This window comes from Segetibacter koreensis DSM 18137 (genome assembly GCF_000374045.1).
Lineage (GTDB): Bacteria > Bacteroidota > Bacteroidia > Chitinophagales > Chitinophagaceae > Segetibacter > Segetibacter koreensis.
Window position 1 is genome coordinate 113,327 of record NZ_KB893370.1, and the last position, 20,370, is coordinate 133,696.

The window sequence follows — 20,370 nt, forward strand, 5'->3', positions numbered from 1 at the left end:
TAATGAAATTACTTAATAATCTATTTGTAGGATGAATAAATACAGCTATTCTTTTGAACAGGTAAAAATTGCACGTCATTTAATATATTGGACTCTTCTTATTGTTCCGGTGTCTATCTCTATAGGCTCTTTAGTAGCACTCTTTCTATGGCTTTTAGATTTTGCAACAACTACACGTTGGCAACACCTTTGGCTTATTTTCCTGCTTCCGCTTGCGGGTTTGCTTATCACCTTTTTTTATAAAAGGTATGGCAAAAATTCTGAAGCGGGCAATAACCTTATCATGGATGAGATTCATAAGCCGGGAGGCGGTATTCCTACCAGGATGACACCTCTTGTTTTATTTTCCACCATCATTACGCACCTTTTTGGCGGCTCGGCAGGAAGAGAAGGCACAGCCGTGCAAATGGGGGGAAGTATAGCATCTTTATTTTCAAAATGGTACAGGCTAAAACATAGAGAAAAAAGGATATTGCTAATGTGTGGAATGGCTGCCGGCTTTGGAGCAGTATTCGGCACACCAATAGCAGGGGCAATCTTTGCAATGGAAGTATTAGCCATAGGCAGAATAAAATATGATGCATTGATACCTTGTTTTATTGCCAGTATTTTAGCTGATATTACTTGCGTAGCATTTGGTATTCATCATACTCAGTATTCCATATTATTTATAAGAGACTCAACACAATGGACACGTTTTATCTCTTTCGATCTATGGCTTTTATTGAAGATAATTGTTGCAGGTGTAGCTTTTGGATTAGCAGGGTTTCTTTTTGCAGAAACATCTCATTTCATAAAAAACACTTCAAACAAATACATTCGTTATAAGTGGCTCATTCCTGTATTTGGTGGTATAGCGGTAATTGCCGTCAGCTACATGTTGGGAACATTTGACTACCTGGGACTGGGGGTAACGAATCCCAGGGCTGGTGTTAGCATTATCTCTGCTTTCAAACCAAATGGCGCAACATCTTATAGCTGGTTGTGGAAATTGATTTTAACTGCCATTACTTTAGGCACAGGCTTTAAAGGTGGTGAGGTAACACCTCTTTTTTTTATTGGTGCTACCCTTGGTAACGTATTAGCAAGTATAAGCGGTTCGCCAGTTGACCTTTTTGCAGGTCTTGGTTTCATTGCCGTTTTTGCCGGAGCCACAAACACCCCTCTTGCCTGTACACTTATGGGAGTAGAATTATTTGGCTCAAACAATGTTATTTATTTTGCAGTCGCATGTTTCACTGCCTACTACTTTAGCGGGCATTCAGGCGTCTACAGTTCTCAAAGAGTTGCTGTTTCAAAATTTCATTTAACGTATTCTAAAGAACATTCTATTAAAGATATCAAACAAAAAAATCAAACAATTGGTAGCAGGAATGAAAATAAGTAAAAGAGTAGCAGACCACATCATACCAACTACAATTGCAAAATAGTCGCCAAATCTTTTGAAAAATAAGCGGCTCTCTACTAAAACTCAAAATTCTTTTTCATTTCAGCAATTTGATTACGGGTACCGAGTACCATGATTTTCATTCCGTTAGAAACAATGATGGTATCAGGAGGATTAATAAAGAACTTTCCTTTTTCATCCTTAACCCCGATACAGTTTACACCTGTTTTCTTCCAGTTCATTATATCTTTTAAAGAAGTGTTTTTGAGGTGAGCCGGCAGTTTATCATATACAACAGATTCAATGTAAATAGATTCACCGTCCTCACCCGATAAATAGTTAATAAACTCCAGTACATCTGGTTTCGACACTAAAGTTGCCATATGTGTTCCTCCAATCATATCAGGCATTATTACATTATCTGCACCGGCTTTGTGTAATTTAGTTGTTGCACTTTGATTAGATGCTCTGCTGATAATTTGTAATGTTGGATTTAAAGATCTGGCTGATAAAACAATAAATACATTATTGGCGTCTTCAGGTAACGTAGTAATCATAGACCTGGCTCTTTGTACTCCCGCCTTAATGAGAGTGTTATCATCGGTAGCATCTTCCAGGAGATAGGTAACGTCTTGAAGAATGCTTTTCATAACGTCAGGATTTTTTTCTATAACGACAAAATCAATTTTATGGGCTCTTAATATATTGGCAGCCTGCTGTCCGTTTCTGCCAAAGCCACAGATAATAACATGATACTGCATTTTCTCTAAAGCCTGCATAAGATGTCTGTTTTTAAAATATGAGGTCATTTCACCACTAATGATATACTGAGTTAACCTGGCTAAGGCATAGGTGAAAGTTGAAAAAGAAAGAATGATAAGAACAATATTAAATAACCTTCCTTCATCTGATAAAGGTTTTACCTCATGGTAACCAATAGTAGAAATGGTGATAACGACCATATACAGGGCGTCAAGAAAACTGTAATTCTCTATCAGCATAAAGCCGGAAATGCCAAAAAGCATGATAAATAGAATAAAGGCTATCCATTGAATCAGAGGCATCGGCTTTGAAAAACGTAGCATAGCTGGCACTTTCGAGATAAACAAAACACCTTTGGTTTTTCAGATATCAAAAGAAGCGATTGTAAAACAAAAATAATCCAAACATCGAGCGCAATAATACATATAGAAGCAGACGGCGATGAATAGAATGGATGTTTAAAAGAGCAAAGGAAAGAAACAGGAAAAATAAGAATTCGTTATATACTTATATTGAAATGATACATTGAAACAAAAGCTGAATTATTTACGTGATAATTGAATAAGAGGTACAATTGTTCGAAGCAAATTCCTTCCGAAAAAATACATCAATGCGTTTTGTCAATTGAACTATTATGAAAAGGTTGCGAGTCAGACTTTCTGGAATCCTTTTGTCACCGTCGAGTGTTTTGTATCAGTAAGAAAGCAATTAGTAAGACTTAAACGAGCAGGCTGAATTATTAATATTTGCAATTACTATAGAACGATTTCTGGTAGCAAAACTTAATTATCTGCATTTCAGTTTCCTTAAAGCAGCTATAATGAACAATTGCAAACGCTAATTGATCTCGTTATTTATCTGGCCGACTCTTTTTACCCTACAATAACTTCCTGCTAAGCCATTACTTCTTCTTCTACCTGAATTTTAATTCCCAATAACTTATAAAATTCCTGCAAAATTCTTGGATGACCTGGCCACGCCGGAGAAGTGGTTAGATTTCTATCTGTTATGGCTTCATTTACAGCCACTTCCTTATATATACCGCCAGCTAGTGAAATATCCGGACCAATAGCAGGATAGGCTGTGAGTGTGCGTCCTTTTAATACGTTGGCCACAGTTAATATCTGGATGCCATGACAAATTGCTGCCACAGGCTTGTCTTCATCAAAAAAATGCTTTGTAATTTCTAGTACTCTTTTATTAAGGCGTATATATTCCGGTGATCTTCCTCCGCAAACATACAGGCCATCATACTCTTCCGGATTTACTTCGTTAAAAGTCTTATTTAATTGAAAGTTATGCCCCCGGAGCTCGGCATAAGTTTGAAAGCCAACAAAATCATGAACTGCGGTTGCTATAGAATCTCCCGATTTTTTATCAGGGCAAACTGCATGCACTTCACATCCCACCGATAGCAAACTCTGAAAAGGTACCATCACTTCATAATCTTCTACAAAATCGCCGGCAAGCATTAAGATTTTCTTTGCCATTATTATAAATTTTAATTGTTTAAAAGTTAAGAAAGTTACAGAAAGTAAGCGAAAAGTTGAAGTTCATCTTGTGATTTTTTTGGTTCATACCGCCCCTTGCAATTCTTTTTCGTTTGTCCTTTCAGTGTAGACAGCTTTAGGTGTTGCTAAAAGGAAAACGATTACCCTTGCATGCATTGGTCATCTTGACTAATTATGTTTCATTCAATCGATACTAATGCTAATACAAAGTGTCATTGAAACTTAAACAACTTCTGCTAACGCATATTCCTCTGATGTTTTTAAAGTACTGGCAAGGTTGTTTATAAAGGTTTGAACATAAACAGGTTGCATTTTACTTTTTAAAACAGCTGCATACCACGTTCTTTTTATAGCCCTTCTTATTGGCACAGCAACCATTCCTCCCAATGGCAGATAGGGCTTAATAATCCAATTAGGCATAACAGCTACACCTATCCCCGCCTTTACCATTTCCACGATTGCTTCTGTAAGAGCAATTTTATAAAGCTCCTTCGGCCGCTTTTCTTTAAAAAGCATTGAATAGATAGTACTTTCTTCACAAGGTATATTATACATTATATAACTTTCATCTGCAAAATCCTCCTGGCGAACTGTTTTTCTATTTGCCCATCTATGTTCTGTAGAAACAAGTGCATAAAATTCATCCTGAAACAAAGGAGTATATAATAGTTTATTATTAGTATTTTCTTCAAGTATACCAATGTCTATTTCATTATTAAGTAAAGATGTAACTGTTTTATAAGTGGCATCAGCATTTATTCTTACCAGTACCTGGGGATGGTCATATTTGAAGTCTTTCATGAATTTAGATAGCCAGTGATAGGATGTATAACATTCTGTCGTTACCCTTATCTCTCCTTCATTTTCATTATTCAATGTTTTTATCCTTTGCTTCACCAATTCTAATTCTTTTAAGATGTTTTCTCCGGCAACTAATATAATTTTACCGGCTTCTGTAAGCAACATTTGTTTGCTGTGCCTGATAAATATTTGGGTATCAAAAAAAGTTTCTATCTCCTTTAACTGATGACTTAATGCGGATTGGGATAAGTAAAGATTTTCAGCAGCCTTTGTTAAATTCTTAACCTCTGCCACTGCCTTTATCATTTTAAAATGTCGCAATTCCATTATTACTATTTTTAATCGTCACCATAAAGTTAATTAAAATTTATAATAATAAACTATCTGCCATTCTCGTAATTAACGCGTTAAAAGCTCTTATATTGATTGCAATGTAGTCTGTATTTTGGAAGGATTAGCAATGGGTTTATTCATGTAGTTTGATTAAAAGTGAAACAGGCCAAAGCTTTCGCTTTGTGCAAGGTTAAGTCTCATTTCATTTAATTTAAAAACGAACCATAGCCTTTTTGGTTTTTGTCCCGCAACACAATTAATATTTCTATTCAATAAAAAACACGCTATAACTATTAGTTTTTTTAATCGTTTTATATAAAACAATTCATTTTAATAATTAATTATTAGAGATAATTTTGACACTGCAATCAATATTTCTTTAAACACAAAACTTACAATTATGAAAAAGCTTAGCCTTTTCCTGATGCTGTCATTCGTCCTTTTCACCTCGTTCAAGTCTCCTAAAACCAATACGACAAATAATGTGGAGACAATTTTCAATGAAACTTTTAAGGATGTAAAAAATGTACAATGGTATGTTACTGATAAAACATACTCAGCACGCTTTACAACTAAAAATGTTATTACAAGTATAACCTATAATAAAGATGGAAAATTTGTTCGCTCGAGCAGAGTTGCTGGCCAAGAACTGTTACCTCTCAATGTTCTTTTAAAAATAAAAGAAAAATACAGTGGCAAAACTATAAAACTGGTAACTGAAATAGTGGAAGGCAATGAATTGTCATATTCATTAACAATTGACGATAAAGATAATTGCTGGATAGTGGAAGCCACAGCTTTAGGAGATAATAAAGTGTTATCAAAATTTGCAAAACAACACTAATTTTTTTGCGACATAAAAATGGCAATGGCATCCCCCTTGTGTATAAAAATGGCAGAAGGCGCCCTATCATGGGGCAAAACATCAGATGCTTTTATTCAAGGTAATCTTAGGCTTAGTATCTCTGCCAGAAAAAACACTAACATTTTTTAAAGCCAGGCTTAGCCTGGCTTTAATCATTTGCATTGAAGTTGAATTTGTAAAAGGAATATTCTGGGTATAACGGATCGGATGAAAAACTCTTAAATTTTATTGGCGCCCGTACTGCTATTTCGATTTCGTAAGCGGGGTAATGCGAACGATCACATCAGGTTTGTTTAACAGAACATAAAGAGCGCCATCAGGGCCAAATTTAATGTCTCTGACGCGGCCAAAGCCTTTCATAATCATTTCCTGTTTAGTCACTTTTTTATTCACAATTACAAGTCTGCGCAATTCTTCAAAAGCAAGAGCCCCTACCATCAGGTTGTTTCTCCATTTCGGAAAAAGCGGAGAGGTACAAAATTCTGCAGGGCACACTGCAATTGAGGGTGTCCATTGCACAATGGGTTGCTCCATACCTTTTTGAGCTGTCTTTTCCGACACTATCTTCCCACTGTAATCTATGCCGTATGTGATAACAGGCCATCCGTAATTCGCTCCCTTTTTTAATATATTTAATTCGTCGCCACCTCTTGGGCCATGCTCAGTAGCCCAAATATCTCCCGTAACAGGATGTTGGGCAATGCCCTCTACATTGCGGTTGCCGTAAGTGAATATTGCAGGCAGTGCCCCGGGGGTATTTACAAAAGGATTATCTTTTGGAATAGAACCGTCAGGGTAAATGCGATAAACTTTTCCTGTAGCACGCCTCAGGTCTTGAGAGGCGTCAGCTTTGCCCATATCACCTATTGTGAAATAGAGATAACCTGACTTATCAAACAAGAACCGGCATCCCCATCGATCGCCCCGAACAACCATTAAAGAGTCAGGCACCTCAAATAAAGTTTGTTGATCCGTCCATTCATGGTCTTTTATTTTGCCCCGAATTATTTTTGTCATCCCGGGTGCGTCTTTATCGTGAATGTCTCCTTTTGTATAACTGAAACCCAAATAAACCCAACCATTTACAGAATATTTTGGATCTAAAGCAATATCCATAAAACCGCCTGTGCCGCTGGCTATGTGTGTAGCAGGAAGTCCAAGGATGGGAACGGTATCAAGCTTACCATTAATCATCCAACGAAGTTTGCCGGGTTTTTCAGAAATCAAAGCACGATCTGCATTTACAAATTCAATAGCCCAGGGAGTGGTTATATCAGTTGTAACAAGCTTTTCTACTTTTAATACATAATCTTCCGTAACAAGTTTTGCAGGAATTGTATCTTTTGTTTTAGCAGGTTTATTTTGAGAAGAGCGGATGTAATCAACCAATGTGCTAATCTGGTTGTCTTTCAAAACATTGCCCCAACCTTTCATTTCCGTATTCGGGATTCCTGCCTTAATATTTCTAAACAGGGCACTTCTGCTTGCGCCATGCAGCCATTTTGTTTTAATTAATGCAGGTGCTGAGTTGCCTTCTAAGTCTGCCCCATGACAACCTCCACAATAGGTTTTGTAAATGACTTCTGCTTGCTGAGAGTAAGCGGAAGTTACAATTAGAATAGAAAGTAGACTAAAAAGTAAAAGTTGTTTCATAAAATTATTTATTAGCAAATGTCCTCTCGTTTAATTGTTCAGGGCGACATATATATGTTATAGAGAACATGAATAGAATTTTGTTGCTATAGCCCTTTAAATTTTAGGATTAGTAGTATTAAAGAAATAGCAAAACTTAATATCGCCAAAGTAAAGGTTAACCAATAAGTTTTATATACTCTTTTAGCATTAACAAGATCAATCTCTAATTTTTGAATTTGTAAATTTTTCTCGTAAACAATTTTGTTCTTTTTTGCTTTTTCTTCTTTGAATATTCTTCTACCCGTTTCATTTATGAATATTAATTCCTGCTCATCAGTAATTAAACCACTCCATTCTAAATTTTTGAGATAAATCATAAGAGATTCTTCTCTATTATTAGGAAATTTTCCTATAAAGAAATCCTCCAGTTCTTTAAAAGTTTTTGGTGAATTGGATTGTAAATATTCCAGTAATAAAAATTCATTCTCCTTCATAATATTCTACAAACTTAAAAAAAGGGGCATAAGAGAAATAAAAATAAGGTAAAGGCCTTTAATTATTTTTTAAAAAACTATAAGAATCACGTTTTTTAATAATTATTCGTTCAACTGCCTCCACAGTCCAATTTACTCCTCACCCAACTTATACAGCTCATAAATAACTTTATTTATTTTTCTATCTGAATATGTAGTTAAGTTGGATATCTCTCTTCCGGTAGCCTGTCTTTTTACCAGCAGTTAAGCAATCAGAAGCTTCTATTTATTCGAATATTTTGGTAAATGCTTTTCTTTTACATACATTCTAGGGTGGTGTGATCTTTAAAATCAAATACAAATTAAAAGGATGACTTACCTGATCAGCATTACCGTACCTTTTTTAAATATTTTTTTCCCTGATGAAGTTTTCATTTCAACTTCATATATAAATGTTCCTGTTTGCTGACGTATATCGTTTACATTGCCATCCCACCCACTGCTAGCGTCTTTACCCGAATAAACTTTTTGGCCCCACCGATTATAAACAATAAATTTTTGTAAAGCGTAGCCGCTCGGCACCATTACTTTAAATCTATCATTTACACCATCATCATTTGGGGTAAAAGCAGAGGGAATATAGAAGTTATCAAACACTTTTATGAAGACAGTAGAAGTAGCAATACCACAGCCAACTGAAGAGGCTACACTCAGTGTGTACTGCATATCGTATGGAGGAAAAATTTTTGGAGTTATTGCATGGCTATCATTTATAAACAGTGCTGGTGTCCACGATACATTTACAGATGTTCCAGCAACAGTTGCAGGCAGTGTTGCAGTATCGCCTTTGATCATTGTAATATTATTACTAGCGTTGGCAAAGGGATTTTTATAAACATTCACGGTTACAAAGGCGGAATCTTTACAACCATAAGAATTACTGGCAGTTACTGTATATACTGTCTTTTCTGAAGGGTTTGCAACCGGGTTTGCTATAGTATCGTTTGATAATCCATAAGATGGCGTCCATTTGTACGTTTCCCCTCCTGATGCGGTAAGCGTTATAGTACTATTTTCACATAAGGCATAGGAACTATTTGCTGCAATAGTTACTGAAGGAGCTACTTTTAAATAAAAAGAGTCTAACGACGTACAACCGTAATCAAACTTTTGGTAGATTTTGTACAGGCCTGTATCATTAGCTTGAATATTTGGAACAGTTGATACTGCATTCGTAGAAAAATAGTTATTAGGACCTGTCCATCGCACTGATCGTGCAGATACATCAGCATACGGCAGTACCAGATCTTTATCCAGGCATCCCAGAAGGTTTTGAAGAGGTCGGTGGGCAGGTAAAGGATGAACACTTATTGAAACAGGATTAGAGGCTATTCTGCACTTCGGTGAATTGATATTTCGATTTTCTGCTATTAATATGCGGTAAAGAACAGTTTTAGCAGACATATGCGGAACAATGTAAGTGGTTGAGGTTTCACCCGGCATATCATTCCATGTTTTACCTGTGTCGATGCTGTTTTGCCACATTACCACGGGGTTAGAAAAACCATAACCATAAGTTGCATTTAAAACAATCGGGGAAGTATAATCTTCACACAAGTCGAGAGCAGAGTCGCTGTTTCCATTGATAGCAACGGCTACAGGAGGACCACAAACCTTTAAGGTTATGTCATCTAATGCAAAGGCGCTTCCGCAGCCGTAACCAGGCTTTATACTAATACGCAGTATTACAACTGTTATACCGGGTGGATTCGTAAAAGACAATCCATATTCCTTCCATTGTTTATCATCAGTCAAAGGAAGGTCGCCTGTATTGTAACGCGCTATTACGGTTCCTGATAAGGTTTCGGCGGTAAAGATGATGTCAGGCAATACTGCCTTACCGTCGCACGTAATCTTTTGCATAACACTTGTAATGTATGCGGCAAACTGATAGGTTGTATTGCTGCATAAACCTGTTACGGTGTCTACATATATGTTTCCGGGCGAAGATTCGGCATTTACAAGCATATAGTTTCCATTATAACCGCCTGTATGATCGCCGGTAAGTTTTACCCATGTGCGATTGCCACATCCAAACAAAAAATTATGTATTGTATATTGGCCTGCTGCTGGACATCCGCCTGCGTATTCATAAGTAGTAGTAGTGCGGGGTAAGGGCTTGTGTATATTGCCAAAAGTGGTATTTATGATGGCGTCTCCCAAATTTCCATTGCAAAGCTGCCCATTGGCAATGCCGCTTAATAACAGTAGGAAAAACGGGAAAACTAAAAATTTCATTTATGAACAGTCTTTAACCAGGTTAGATATAGTTATTTGCAAGAACTAGATGTAATATTAACTAGTATAGCTGCTTTTTACCTCTTTTCTTACTTTATAATTTTTAAAATCCGGATTTTCTATACTAATTCTTTTTTAAATAGTGCAGTAACAATAAAGGAACAGATAAATATTTAATTAAATTAGGAATTTAGTAAACGCTCTGAGGAATATAATTATCCTTACTTAAGCGATCTCACTTAACTCCAAATAACGACAAAAAGCATTTGCTAACCTCATCTGATCAGGATTATTACAACTTGGCTGAAACAATTTTGGACTTGCTACAAGAATAAATATACTTTTAGCTCTCGATACTGCGACATTTAACCTGTTGAGACTGTACAAAAACTCCATTCCGCGCGGTGCATCTTCGGGCGATGATGTGCTCATTGAATATATTACAACCGCTGCTTCCTGCCCCTGGAACTTATCAACTGTTCCAATATGTGCATTAGGTGGCAGTTTGGTTGCAAGAGCAACAACATGGGCATTGTAGGGTGCAATGATCATAATATCAGCAAGCGTAAGGGTTCTTTTTTTGCCGTGCTTGTCTGTCCACAACACGTCATCCTTTGTTAGTTCACTAACTATTACAGCAACTCTATCAGCCTCTTCGTCTGAACAGCTTTGATTGTTTTCATGTTCAACAGGTACAAACCACAACCCTGCCCCTTTGAATAATGTTTTTCCTTCTATTACCTGATTAATAAGGTCAGGTCGTGGATGCAGTCTTCCTTCGTAAAATAATTCTGAAATAAAGGCACAAATCTTTGGATGCATTCGCCAGGTTTCACCTAAGAATATGCCCCTATCATCAGGAATGGTTTTATGCTCCTGCAAAATGTGCTCAAGAGCAGAAACCTCGGTACCCTCAGGATGGCTTCCCTGCTTGCTGGGGTTGTTTCAATTGCTGGGGATCACCTAAAAGAACAATATTTTTAGCAGCTTGCGAAACTGCCAAAGCATCAATTAAACTGAATTGTCCTGCCTCATCAACAAATAACACGTCAACTGCTTCTGCAAAATCTTCGCGAGCCCAAAGCCACGCCGTTCCGGCTGCTACCTTAACCTCATCTGACTGTAGAGCTTTAAGAACAGCCTTATTATCATCCGTTTCCAATATTCCTGGACTGCTTTGTCCTGAAACTACAGATACTTTTTGTATGCATCTTAAAGCAACGTTTAGTTCTTCTGCAGCTTTCATCACTTTTTCCAAAAGCCCCCTGATAACTTTGTGGCTGAGAGCGGTAATACCGACTTTTTTACCAGACCGAACCAACGCGATTATCATTTGTGCTGCCGTATGACTTTTTCCTGCTCCAGGCGGTCCTTGTATGGGTAATACGCTGGTATCTAAAAGCTGTACCCATTCAACAGCTAAATCCAAAGAACTATCATATACCGTTACAGGCTTTTTTGTCCTTGGCGGATAACTTAGCAACAAATCTCTTCCTGATCTATATGATCCATCTGCATCTATTTCATTATCTGCAACCCATGTTGCTATTCGAATGATTGCATCTTCTTTTATGCTATCTCGTACATCATTGTGCCTGAAAACAGAAGCAGGATGTATTTTCTCTTTTTTCGGACCTTTCTTAATATCTATCGTACAAGAAATATAATCAATAGAAACGACCTCGCCAAAATCGTCGCCATTTCCACATTTAAGGGTATCGCCTCTGCGTACGTCGCACTCCTGCGGAGGGTATTTGTAGCGGTCAACGAAGCTTTTTTTAACCGGTTGCCTTTGCCCGCTAAATTGCAAACCCGAAAGAGCCGCCTTTTCTTCAAACAATTCATTGTCAGGCAATTCACACAAACGAAAATACTCCCACCAGGTAGCTTTCTTCTCACGACGGTACCATTCAAGCATGTTAGCGAGCAACCATTTTGCCTGTTGTTTGTCATTACGCTCGCTCCTATCGATAGATATACCTGCGATAAGCTTTTGATAAATAGGTTGTATGCGCTGCTGAAATTCTTTTAAAGACTCACTTGCGTCAGCCGGTTTAACTTCAGGTCTTGGAATTTCTTTTCCGGTTTTAATAAGGTCAGCCCTTAGTTTCTCAAGCCAATCTCTCAACCGTTTTGTAGAGATACAATCTTCTTTATTATATTCTTCAACCGCTTCGATTATTTGAGATGGGATATTTGACGCATTGTTTAGCTCCAAATATCGCTCTATGGCCCTTAAGTTTAGAGAAGCCTGTTTGAGTGGGAGTTCACGGGTAAAACCGTGAAATATTTCGAGGTCTTTTAAAGAATATTTTTCTATTCCTGCACGAAGAGATTGTTTAGTGATACTATGCAAGTCAATAAAAATTTCCCCTCTTAGCATGCGATCAATTTCATCTTCGCGCGTAGCATATTTTCCCATTAAACGTTTGAGTGCTGCTGGTTCATAATTAGTGAAGTGATAAACATGAAAACCAGGGTAAATTTTCCAACGTGCCATAACCCCATCTACAAAGTCTTCAAATGCCTTTTTTTCTTCTGCGGCTGACAGCGCCCAAATGCGATGGTAAGTTTCTTTGCCTTTATCTACAACTGCCCATCCAAATAAATATTCAAGGCCGGTTGTCCCCACGAAAGGATCACCTTCAAAATCAAAAAAAATATCTCCTTCTGACGGTTCCGGTAGCCTGAAAAATCCTTTTTCTTGATTGATTTCTAAAAGCTCGTGAACCGGTGCTTTTTTAACTCTTGCTTCAAACTGCACCCTGGCTTGCTCCCTTACCCGTTCATATGTATCTATTGAACCTCTTGATGGTTGTTGTGCAAGTGGAATTGGCAACTCAGCTAAATTTTTAAGAGTGTGTACCTCCCATTTTTTGATTTCTGCAACCTGCCTGCCTGATATTCCTGAAACCAACGATAGGTGGTCATCATCTCTCCGCTGTCTATCACAATTCTGCCACCACCGACATATCTCGCAATGCTGCACGGGATTAGGATAAGTATAGATGTCATCCGTTCCTTTTTTAATAGCAGTAACCAGCCCTTCTTGCACAAACCTGAAGTAAGCTATAAAATCGTTAACCCGGTAGGTATTAATAGATAGATCGTTTTCAGGGGTGATAACGTACATAAACTCTGGTAACAATCCTTGTATGTCGGCGACAAGTTGAGAGTAAAGGCAGATCTGCAAGATCGTTCCTGCCCGGGTTGATTTTGCCAGTTTTGTATCAATAACTTCATAAGACCACGGCCCGAGCTTGCCAGGTTTTTTAACCTTTTTTAGAAAATCAGCTTTTCCCTGCCAAATTCCATTTTTAAGACTTGCCTGGTAAATATAATCAGCGCCTTGCTGCATTGCTTGTATTGTTCTTTGTAAACCCGCTGCGCTTTCATCACTTGTTGGTTCTGATACGCTAAAACCTTTATCTTTTAATGATTGCAGGTAGGCCTGTTCAAATTCCAGTCCTCTTTCCTGTAAGACTGCAAGCATGGGATCACGATATTTGGGCTGTTCAATAATACCATTGGCTACACGCAGATCTAAAAAAGTGAGATGTCTGCACGCGATATAATTAGAGAGATCGCGGGCAGAAAGTTCAATATCGTTGTGAAGTTTTTTCATGAGATATTTCTATACATTCCTCTTTTTACTTATTGCAAAAAGCAATATAAAACTTTTATCGTGCTACTGGCGAAAGCAAAACAGTTTAGTAGGGATCAAAGGTTAATTTTTATGAAGTTATTTGTTTTCTTTCTCGTAAATGAACGGAGCTCAATAGCTTGGACAAATAACAACAATCTTATTCTTTATTTGCAATGGTAGGGACCGCTATTTTTAAGGCGCTTACTGGTCAGCTTTAATAGACTTTAATCATTTTTTAAAAGTATAATAGCAATTGAACCTGCAATCATTATGGCTGAACCAAATAGCTTTTTACGAATATCTTGTTCTTCAAAAAGCCTGTGCCCTAGAATTACGCTAACAATAGTTGAGAGTTGAAAGAGTGATAAAGCGTAGCCAACGGGCATATGAGCAAAGGTATAATTAGTAGTAAACTGCATAAGTCCGATACAAAGGATAAGGAACATATATCTACTAAAACTTGCAGATTTCACTTTTCTAATTTCTTTTAAAAAATTAAGCCGATAAACAAACAAAAAGAGAAAAGAAAAAAATGCACCAAACCAGCACCAACTTATAAAAGCAATGGTAGAAGAAGAAGCTAAAATAATTTTTTTTATAAATACAGCTTCAATCGCAGTTAATATCATTGCCCAAATGCGATATTGTATTTCATCTTTTTTTAGCAGAGCCACTGAAAACCTTTCTTCAGTTGTATCTAAAACAAAATAGCTTCCATAAACAATTAACGCAATTCCCAATACTCCCCAGAGATTAGGAATTTCTCTAAGCAGGAAAATACCAACTATTATTCCTACAACAGATTTATAAGAATTAATTGGTCCCAGTACCGAAAGATCTCCCTTTTGTAATGCTTTTACTAAAAAGCCGTTTCCCAAAGCGCCTGCTATTCCGCCTAAAATAGAATAAAGCCAGAATTGCGTTGCTAAATTTTTCCACTGTACGGGTATTGCAATAAAAATGCAAACAATCGACAATAGCAAATAAGTTAGAAAATTGATGAGTAAAGGATGATTTCCTTTTGAGGTAAGTTGTTTTTGAAAAACGTTAGCTAAAGGATTGGAAAGAATTCTTACTGAAACGGCTATTGAGGTTAAAACAGTTTCTATCATGTATCATTACTGGTTATAAAGAGCACGTGCAAACTTCAACTCATTAAAATAAGAATGTTACATGCAGCATTCCCCTCATTTTCACTTTAGTCTGTTCGTTTGACAGGTTTTGGCTGACTGGTAGCTGAGTGTTAAAACCTACAGCCATTTTAGCAAAATTAACCTCCATTCCTGCTGCAGCTAACAGAGCATTTCCACCCGTATCTTCAACTTTTGATTTGTTTAGTTCATTTGCATCTATTTTTTCGAATAGAAGACCAGCATTGGGATTAACTGTTGTATTGCCACTACCACTTGAGAATGAATGAAAAACAAATGCGGCAGTATTGAACTGATTACCAAAATGGAAATTTTCCGCACTTCGGTTTATCTTATAATTTACATTGCTGTTAATGCCCCAATCCTCAACATGAAGCGTATACATTGCATTTAATATAAAGTCGACACTGCCCGTGCCAGCCTGGTTATTTGCCTCTGGTATAATATCTACTTCATCGGGAGAGAACTTTCCTGTTGGCAGTTTTAAACCTCCACCTACCCAAAGTTGCTGGCTGATCATCTTTTCATTCGCATTCGTATTCCTCTTGTCTAATATTTTATGATTTACAATAAAACTTATGTCACCTATACCGTTGTTAGTCTTTGTTCCATCGTCAGATGTTTGTTTGTTTATATTATACGGCACAAATGAAAGAACTTGCCATTTTCTGCCAATATTTAAACCTCCCCATAGTTCTATACTTTGATAGAAGTCTTTGCTGAACTGTGTATGATCTGACTTTAGCCTGCTTTCAAAACTTTTGAAATTATACCTCGTGCCAAAGAAATGGCTTCTGAATTGTGGAAATGGACCTAAAAAATAATTACCCGAACTACAGCCACAGATATCACAAGAAAACGCCTGCGTAATAGTTAAAAGCAAAATAGATAGTATGGAAAGTTTTTTCATTTTTATTTTGAATAAGCTGTTCAAATATTCGTCGCGAAGGTAAAAATTTTAATTGGCGTCAAGTAAAATAACGATGTAATATAAAAAAAGTTGCTTTTATTCTTACTGCTGAACGCGAGATGTTCATTAGAAATTCTATCCGCCTACTACAGAAAATTAATCACCCCTCCCCTCTCAAAATTTCTAATAGACTTCTCTTTGAAACTCCTTTTATGTTTATTAGTGCGATTTCAATTATATGCAACGGGATCAAAGCCTTAGCAACTGCAACCAATGAACAATAAAAATAGTTTTAAAAGAAAATTTTATCAAAGCCGGGGTGCTAAAGCGGGATAAAACAATGCCGGTCGCAGAAATTGAGCCGGTAAAATCAATTGCAACATCTAAATAAGATATAGTAAAAAGCGTAAATGGCCTTCACTACAAGACTTTGAAATATTGCTACGGAATCTGATATGTGTTAATTTCGCCTGCTATTTAAGCAATAGTTTGCAAAAGCGGTTTTCAAAGAAACTTAGCCGAAAAGATTATTAGTGAAAGAAATACGAATCCTGGATTGAAAATTAGCAATCGTCTTGAATATTTCTATTAATGTTCCCTGTTCTATTTTCGTTAATTTATTAAGATCTATGTAGTTATCCGGCTCCTTGCGATCCATAATAATTTGATTAGCCTGGTTTTTTAGTCGAAGACTCATGAGAAAGTAGTAGGATTGACTTAACTCATTAAAAGATGTTTCAGTAAATATTCCTTTTTCTTTTAGAGCTTTCAGGCGTTCTCCGGTATTCACCTCAAAAATACGGTTTTGGAGTGCATACACCCTTACAAGATCTACTATCGGCGTCATTGCTTTTTTAATGTCAAATACTTCTTGCGAACCTATCGTTGTCGTTCTTATATTTTTAAAGAACGTTAGTGGAGGTTCATATTGCAGTGCATTTTTGGCCATGAAATAAAAAAGCTTTTCAAGTGGTTTTTGCAATTCCTCATCTAAAAACGCTTTAAGTTCATCCATAATTGAAGCTTCACCAAAGAGAAACCGGCAGTCAAAAAAGGTGGAAAACTTTATGGCTGTCTCTGCAAGTGAATCTTCTATCCAACTGGTATAATTTCTTTTCCAATACGACAATGAGTGTGTCCATTCATGATTTTTTGCCATAAAGCCACCAAGGCAAAAACTAAATCCTATATCATTTAATCTGCCTGATACAATTTCTGCAAATTTCAAAAAATATTCCCTGACCAACTCTCGTTGTTCGTTGGCTTTATCTTCGTAAATAATTGCATTATCCTGGTCGGTTTTCAATGTCTGCTCTTTACGTCCCTCACTTCCAAGTACAATAAAAACGAATTTTGCAGGAGGTTGCCCTATTTCATCTATTACGCCTTCGATTACCTTTATGGCAATAGTATCTGCAACGGTTGTTATTACCTGGTTCGCAATTTCTGCATTTACTCCCCGCTCCAGAAGCTGTGTTACAATCGACGGTACTTTTTCCCATTTCTTTTTAAGCTCGTCAACAGTAGTAGAAGATTTAACCGATTGAATAAATACCAGCGGCGACTGCGCCTGTTCACTTAACAATTTGTTGCGGCTTTGAAAACCAATATATTCACCATTCTCTTCTATCAGCAGGTATTTTGTTTTTGTACGAAACATCATAAGAATAGCCTCATAAACATACGCCTGCGTACTGATTGAAACGACGGGCTTATCTATAATGCTGATTATAGGATTGTGCGCGTCTGACGCGGTAGCCACAACTTTATCTCTTATAGTTATATCGGTAATATAGCCAATTATTTTTTCAGATTCGTCTTTTATAAATAAGCAGCTGACTTTGTTTTTTGCCATAGCTATCGCTGCGACGTAAATAGGTGTAGAGGCCGGACAGGATACAATATTACGATATTGAATGCTTTCGATCTTGCGAGAATACAATTGGTCAGAAGCTATATAACTTTCCTCAAAAGTTGTCGGTTTTTTTACAAAATGAGCAAATTCATCATCGAGCATATGCTTGCCAAAATCTGCTGTGAAATAATGAAAAAAGCTTTCAAATGATTTACATAACTCAACAAAATCTTTTCGTGGCAGGGTGTAAACTACTGTTCCCTTTTTAGCAATGACAGTTTTTAAAGAACGTTTTCTGTTCAACAGTACCGATATGCCTCCATAAGAATGACCGGGAAGATAGAGTTCAACTGACCTTTTATTTTGAGCGCTGTCATAAAAAAAAGTTTCATATTCACCTTGTACAATGATATCTACCTTATTCATTTTCGTAACCTCCTGCTGATAAATAATAGCCTCTTTACTATATTTCACATATTCTAATAAATCTGAAACACCAATCAGCACATCTTCAGGTAAGCTGTTAAAGGGTACTGTATTTTTAAGAATTTCCAGGCGATCATTCATAAAATATAAAGTATTAAAAAGGTTAGGAAAATGATTAAAAGTATGGGGACCATGCAGCCGGTTTGTTTCTCTTGTATCTCAGAAGCCTGTGCCTCTTTTTGTTGAAAAGCAATCGTTTCATCCGTGACTTCCCCACGTTTTATTAGTTCGAAAAAGCAATCGGCCGTTGCCTTTGCATCAACCAAAGCATTGTGTTGATTGTAAAGCTTAGTATCGAACAAACATTCATACAACTCACCCAGTCTAAAAAATTTAAGTGTAGGGTTTTTAACCATGTACGTTGTAGCAACCATGGTACAAAAAGTCATTTCCTTTTTAATAGGATTATCAATTCCAGATCTATAAAAATCAACTCCAAGCATGTCATAATCAAAGTTCATAAAATGCCCGATTACCAGGGGCTGATAGGTTATAACATCGTGAGAAAGTAATTCCATGACTTCCCTGCGGCTTTCTCCATTTATTGAAAGAAACGATTCAGTAATACCGTGAATTTTTGTGGAAGATTTCGAAATTTTAAAATCATTCTCTTTTATAAAATGATTTTCCTGCTTTACCTGCTGCCCATCTTTAGTATAAATAATCCAGGCAATCTGAACACAAGAAGGCCAGTTATCCTGAGCAGAATAAGGCTTTTCCCAATCATTTGGAAGTCCCGAAGTTTCAGTATCAATAAACAACAGGTAATCGGTCAAGGGAAAAAATTGAAAAGTTTGGGGGTGTAAGGTAAGCACCAAACTTTTTTGAGAGAAAAATTAAATTATTCGTCATCAATACCATTTGCAAGTTTTAAATGTAAATAACTGAACGCCTACTAACAAAAAGCTTTTTTTAAACATTATCATTGTAGTTTTTCTTTATCTGATCCATGGTAATAATAGCTGTTGCAGGTTTAAGGAATATTCTGATAATTAAAAAAACGTTCTACATTCGCCCCGGTAAATACATCTTGTAAATTTTTACTTGCAGGAGCAAAATGAATAAGTATATGCAGTTGTAATTTATGAACTATAGTCCACCTGAACTCAGAACTGTTAATGTAATACGATATGTAACGCCCTTGCGTGAAGGCGGCTCGCTACCAGCAATTGCAGAAGCAGATGATGAGTTTCTGTATGTTCTAAAGTTTCGGGGAGCGGGGCAAGGTGCAAAAGCTCTTATTGCGGAAGTTATCTCCGGTGAAATTGCACGATTGCTGGGATTGAGGGTACCTGAAATTGTCTTCTGCAATCTCGATGCTGCATTTGGACGCTCAGAACCAGACGAGGAAATACAAGATTTACTTAAGGCAAGCGTAGGCCTCAATCTTGGTCTTCATTATCTTTCACAGGCCATCACCTTTGACCCTGTCGTAACGACTATCGATGCAAAGCTTGCCTCGCAAATAGTATGGCTCGATTGCTTTGTGATGAATGTAGATCGCACAGCCCGCAATACTAACATGCTTATGTGGAATAAGCAGTTGTGGCTGATTGATCATGGCGCATCACTTTACTTTCATCACTCGTGGCAAAATTTCGAAGAACAGGCACGGAAACCATTTACGCAAGTCAAAGATCATGTACTGCTTCCATGGGCAACAGAACTAGATGCAGTAGATACAGAATATCGCTCAATTTTAAGTTCTGAACGTATTGATTCAATTGTTTCTTTGCTTCCCGAGGAATGGTTAGCGGATGATTCCTCATCTGCGACTCCGGCAGAAAAAAAGAAGATTTACAAACATTTTTTAGAAACACGCCTTTCCCTATCAGAAATTTTTGTCAAAGAAGCGAAGTATGCAAGAGAAGCATTTGTTTGAGTACGCAGTTATTCGTGTAGTACCAAGAGTGGAACGCGAAGAATTTCTAAATGTGGGTGTAATACTATATTGTCGGAAACAACATTTTTTGCAGGCAATGTTTGGAGTCGACAAGGAACGGCTTCATAACTTTTCAAGCAATTTAAATATACCTGAAGTGGAGGAGTGCCTGGGTGCATTTACAAAAATCAGTGAAGGAAATAAGCAAGGCGGAGCAATTGCTAAACTGCCAATGGCTGAACGATTTCGTTGGCTCACTGCGACCCGCAGCACTATTGTTCAAACATCACCTGTTCATTCGGGATTGTGTGAAGATGCCCGCGAAACATTGGTAAAACTATATGAACAACTAGTTAAATAAGAAGACATTCAAGT

Annotated in this window: 15 protein-coding genes and 1 pseudogene; 4 read left to right on the forward strand and 12 right to left on the reverse strand. The window is 37.1% G+C overall.

Going from position 1 to position 20,370, the window contains the following annotated elements; all coding sequences use genetic code 11:
- The first annotated feature begins 31 nt into the window (after nucleotides 1–31).
- Nucleotides 32–1,387: a voltage-gated chloride channel family protein gene (locus B154_RS0123335; protein ID WP_018616780.1), complete on the forward strand. Its 1,356-nt coding sequence runs from the start codon at nucleotides 32–34 to the stop codon at nucleotides 1,385–1,387.
- Nucleotides 1,388–1,464: 77 nt separating this feature from the next.
- Here B154_RS0123335 and B154_RS0123340 read toward each other — a convergent pair whose 3' ends face one another.
- From B154_RS0123340 to B154_RS0123350, 3 genes are all read right to left on the reverse strand, one after another.
- On the reverse strand, nucleotides 1,465–2,472 hold the full coding sequence (locus B154_RS0123340) for a potassium channel family protein (protein WP_026260383.1): 1,008 nt from the start codon (nucleotides 2,470–2,472) through the stop codon (nucleotides 1,465–1,467).
- 570 nt (nucleotides 2,473–3,042) lie between these two features.
- Complete coding sequence (locus tag B154_RS0123345) at nucleotides 3,043–3,639, reverse strand: DJ-1/PfpI family protein (RefSeq protein WP_018616782.1); 597 nt, start codon at nucleotides 3,637–3,639, stop codon at nucleotides 3,043–3,045.
- A 243-nt stretch (nucleotides 3,640–3,882) separates the two neighbouring features.
- Nucleotides 3,883–4,788, reverse strand: a complete 906-nt coding sequence (locus tag B154_RS0123350) for a LysR family transcriptional regulator (protein WP_018616783.1) — start codon at nucleotides 4,786–4,788, stop codon at nucleotides 3,883–3,885.
- A gap of 406 nt (nucleotides 4,789–5,194) precedes the next feature.
- Here B154_RS0123350 and B154_RS0123355 point away from each other — a divergent pair, with 406 nt between their 5' ends.
- Nucleotides 5,195–5,638, forward strand: a complete 444-nt coding sequence (locus B154_RS0123355) for a hypothetical protein (RefSeq protein WP_018616784.1) — start codon at nucleotides 5,195–5,197, stop codon at nucleotides 5,636–5,638.
- A 264-nt stretch (nucleotides 5,639–5,902) separates the two neighbouring features.
- Here B154_RS0123355 and B154_RS0123365 read toward each other — a convergent pair whose 3' ends face one another.
- The 9 genes and pseudogenes from B154_RS0123365 to B154_RS0123400 form a co-directional block, all read right to left on the reverse strand.
- A complete protein-coding gene (locus B154_RS0123365) occupies nucleotides 5,903–7,312 on the reverse strand; it encodes a PQQ-dependent sugar dehydrogenase (protein WP_018616786.1) in 1,410 nt (469 codons plus the stop codon).
- An 86-nt stretch (nucleotides 7,313–7,398) separates the two neighbouring features.
- Nucleotides 7,399–7,788, reverse strand: a complete 390-nt coding sequence (locus B154_RS0123370) for a hypothetical protein (RefSeq protein ID WP_018616787.1) — start codon at nucleotides 7,786–7,788, stop codon at nucleotides 7,399–7,401.
- 354 nt (nucleotides 7,789–8,142) lie between these two features.
- Complete coding sequence (locus tag B154_RS0123375) at nucleotides 8,143–10,065, reverse strand: T9SS C-terminal target domain-containing protein (RefSeq protein WP_018616788.1); 1,923 nt, start codon at nucleotides 10,063–10,065, stop codon at nucleotides 8,143–8,145.
- A 225-nt stretch (nucleotides 10,066–10,290) separates the two neighbouring features.
- A pseudogene (locus B154_RS33195) lies at nucleotides 10,291–10,956 on the reverse strand (DEAD/DEAH box helicase); the annotation flags it as partial.
- A 22-nt stretch (nucleotides 10,957–10,978) separates the two neighbouring features.
- Nucleotides 10,979–13,690, reverse strand: coding sequence for a TM0106 family RecB-like putative nuclease (locus B154_RS30310; RefSeq protein ID WP_051084337.1), 2,712 nt, complete (start codon nucleotides 13,688–13,690; stop codon nucleotides 10,979–10,981).
- Between the two features lie 245 nt (nucleotides 13,691–13,935).
- Nucleotides 13,936–14,823, reverse strand: coding sequence for an EamA family transporter (locus tag B154_RS0123385; RefSeq protein WP_018616789.1), 888 nt, complete (start codon nucleotides 14,821–14,823; stop codon nucleotides 13,936–13,938).
- 43 nt (nucleotides 14,824–14,866) lie between these two features.
- Complete coding sequence (locus B154_RS0123390; protein WP_018616790.1) at nucleotides 14,867–15,772, reverse strand: hypothetical protein; 906 nt, start codon at nucleotides 15,770–15,772, stop codon at nucleotides 14,867–14,869.
- Nucleotides 15,773–16,286: 514 nt separating this feature from the next.
- Complete coding sequence (locus tag B154_RS0123395) at nucleotides 16,287–18,194, reverse strand: DUF294 nucleotidyltransferase-like domain-containing protein (RefSeq protein ID WP_018616791.1); 1,908 nt, start codon at nucleotides 18,192–18,194, stop codon at nucleotides 16,287–16,289.
- Nucleotides 18,191–18,928, reverse strand: coding sequence for a 3'-5' exonuclease (locus B154_RS0123400; protein WP_018616792.1), 738 nt, complete (start codon nucleotides 18,926–18,928; stop codon nucleotides 18,191–18,193). The genes B154_RS0123395 and B154_RS0123400 overlap by 4 nt, the downstream gene beginning before the upstream one ends.
- A 269-nt stretch (nucleotides 18,929–19,197) precedes the next feature.
- Here B154_RS0123400 and B154_RS0123405 point away from each other — a divergent pair, with 269 nt between their 5' ends.
- A complete protein-coding gene (locus B154_RS0123405; RefSeq protein ID WP_018616793.1) occupies nucleotides 19,198–19,995 on the forward strand; it encodes a HipA family kinase in 798 nt (265 codons plus the stop codon).
- A complete protein-coding gene (locus B154_RS0123410) occupies nucleotides 19,973–20,356 on the forward strand; it encodes a DUF3037 domain-containing protein (RefSeq protein WP_018616794.1) in 384 nt (127 codons plus the stop codon). Before B154_RS0123405 ends, B154_RS0123410 begins: the two co-directional genes overlap by 23 nt.
- Nucleotides 20,357–20,370: the final 14 nt, after the last annotated feature.

Bases quoted from the DNA above. Each gene is read 5' to 3' on its own strand.
- B154_RS0123335 (WP_018616780.1), top strand. From the start codon at position 32: ATGAATAAATACAGCTATTCTTTTGAACAGGTAAAAATTGCACGTCAT.
- B154_RS0123340 (WP_026260383.1), bottom strand. From the start codon at position 2,472: ATGCTACGTTTTTCAAAGCCGATGCCTCTGATTCAATGGATAGCCTTT.
- B154_RS0123345 (WP_018616782.1), bottom strand. From the start codon at position 3,639: ATGGCAAAGAAAATCTTAATGCTTGCCGGCGATTTTGTAGAAGATTAT.
- B154_RS0123350 (WP_018616783.1), bottom strand. From the start codon at position 4,788: ATGGAATTGCGACATTTTAAAATGATAAAGGCAGTGGCAGAGGTTAAG.
- B154_RS0123355 (WP_018616784.1), top strand. From the start codon at position 5,195: ATGAAAAAGCTTAGCCTTTTCCTGATGCTGTCATTCGTCCTTTTCACC.
- B154_RS0123365 (WP_018616786.1), bottom strand. From the start codon at position 7,312: ATGAAACAACTTTTACTTTTTAGTCTACTTTCTATTCTAATTGTAACT.
- B154_RS0123370 (WP_018616787.1), bottom strand. From the start codon at position 7,788: ATGAAGGAGAATGAATTTTTATTACTGGAATATTTACAATCCAATTCA.
- B154_RS0123375 (WP_018616788.1), bottom strand. From the start codon at position 10,065: ATGAAATTTTTAGTTTTCCCGTTTTTCCTACTGTTATTAAGCGGCATT.
- B154_RS30310 (WP_051084337.1), bottom strand. From the start codon at position 13,690: ATGAAAAAACTTCACAACGATATTGAACTTTCTGCCCGCGATCTCTCT.
- B154_RS0123385 (WP_018616789.1), bottom strand. From the start codon at position 14,823: ATGATAGAAACTGTTTTAACCTCAATAGCCGTTTCAGTAAGAATTCTT.
- B154_RS0123390 (WP_018616790.1), bottom strand. From the start codon at position 15,772: ATGAAAAAACTTTCCATACTATCTATTTTGCTTTTAACTATTACGCAG.
- B154_RS0123395 (WP_018616791.1), bottom strand. From the start codon at position 18,194: ATGAATGATCGCCTGGAAATTCTTAAAAATACAGTACCCTTTAACAGC.
- B154_RS0123405 (WP_018616793.1), top strand. From the start codon at position 19,198: ATGAACTATAGTCCACCTGAACTCAGAACTGTTAATGTAATACGATAT.
- B154_RS0123410 (WP_018616794.1), top strand. From the start codon at position 19,973: ATGCAAGAGAAGCATTTGTTTGAGTACGCAGTTATTCGTGTAGTACCA.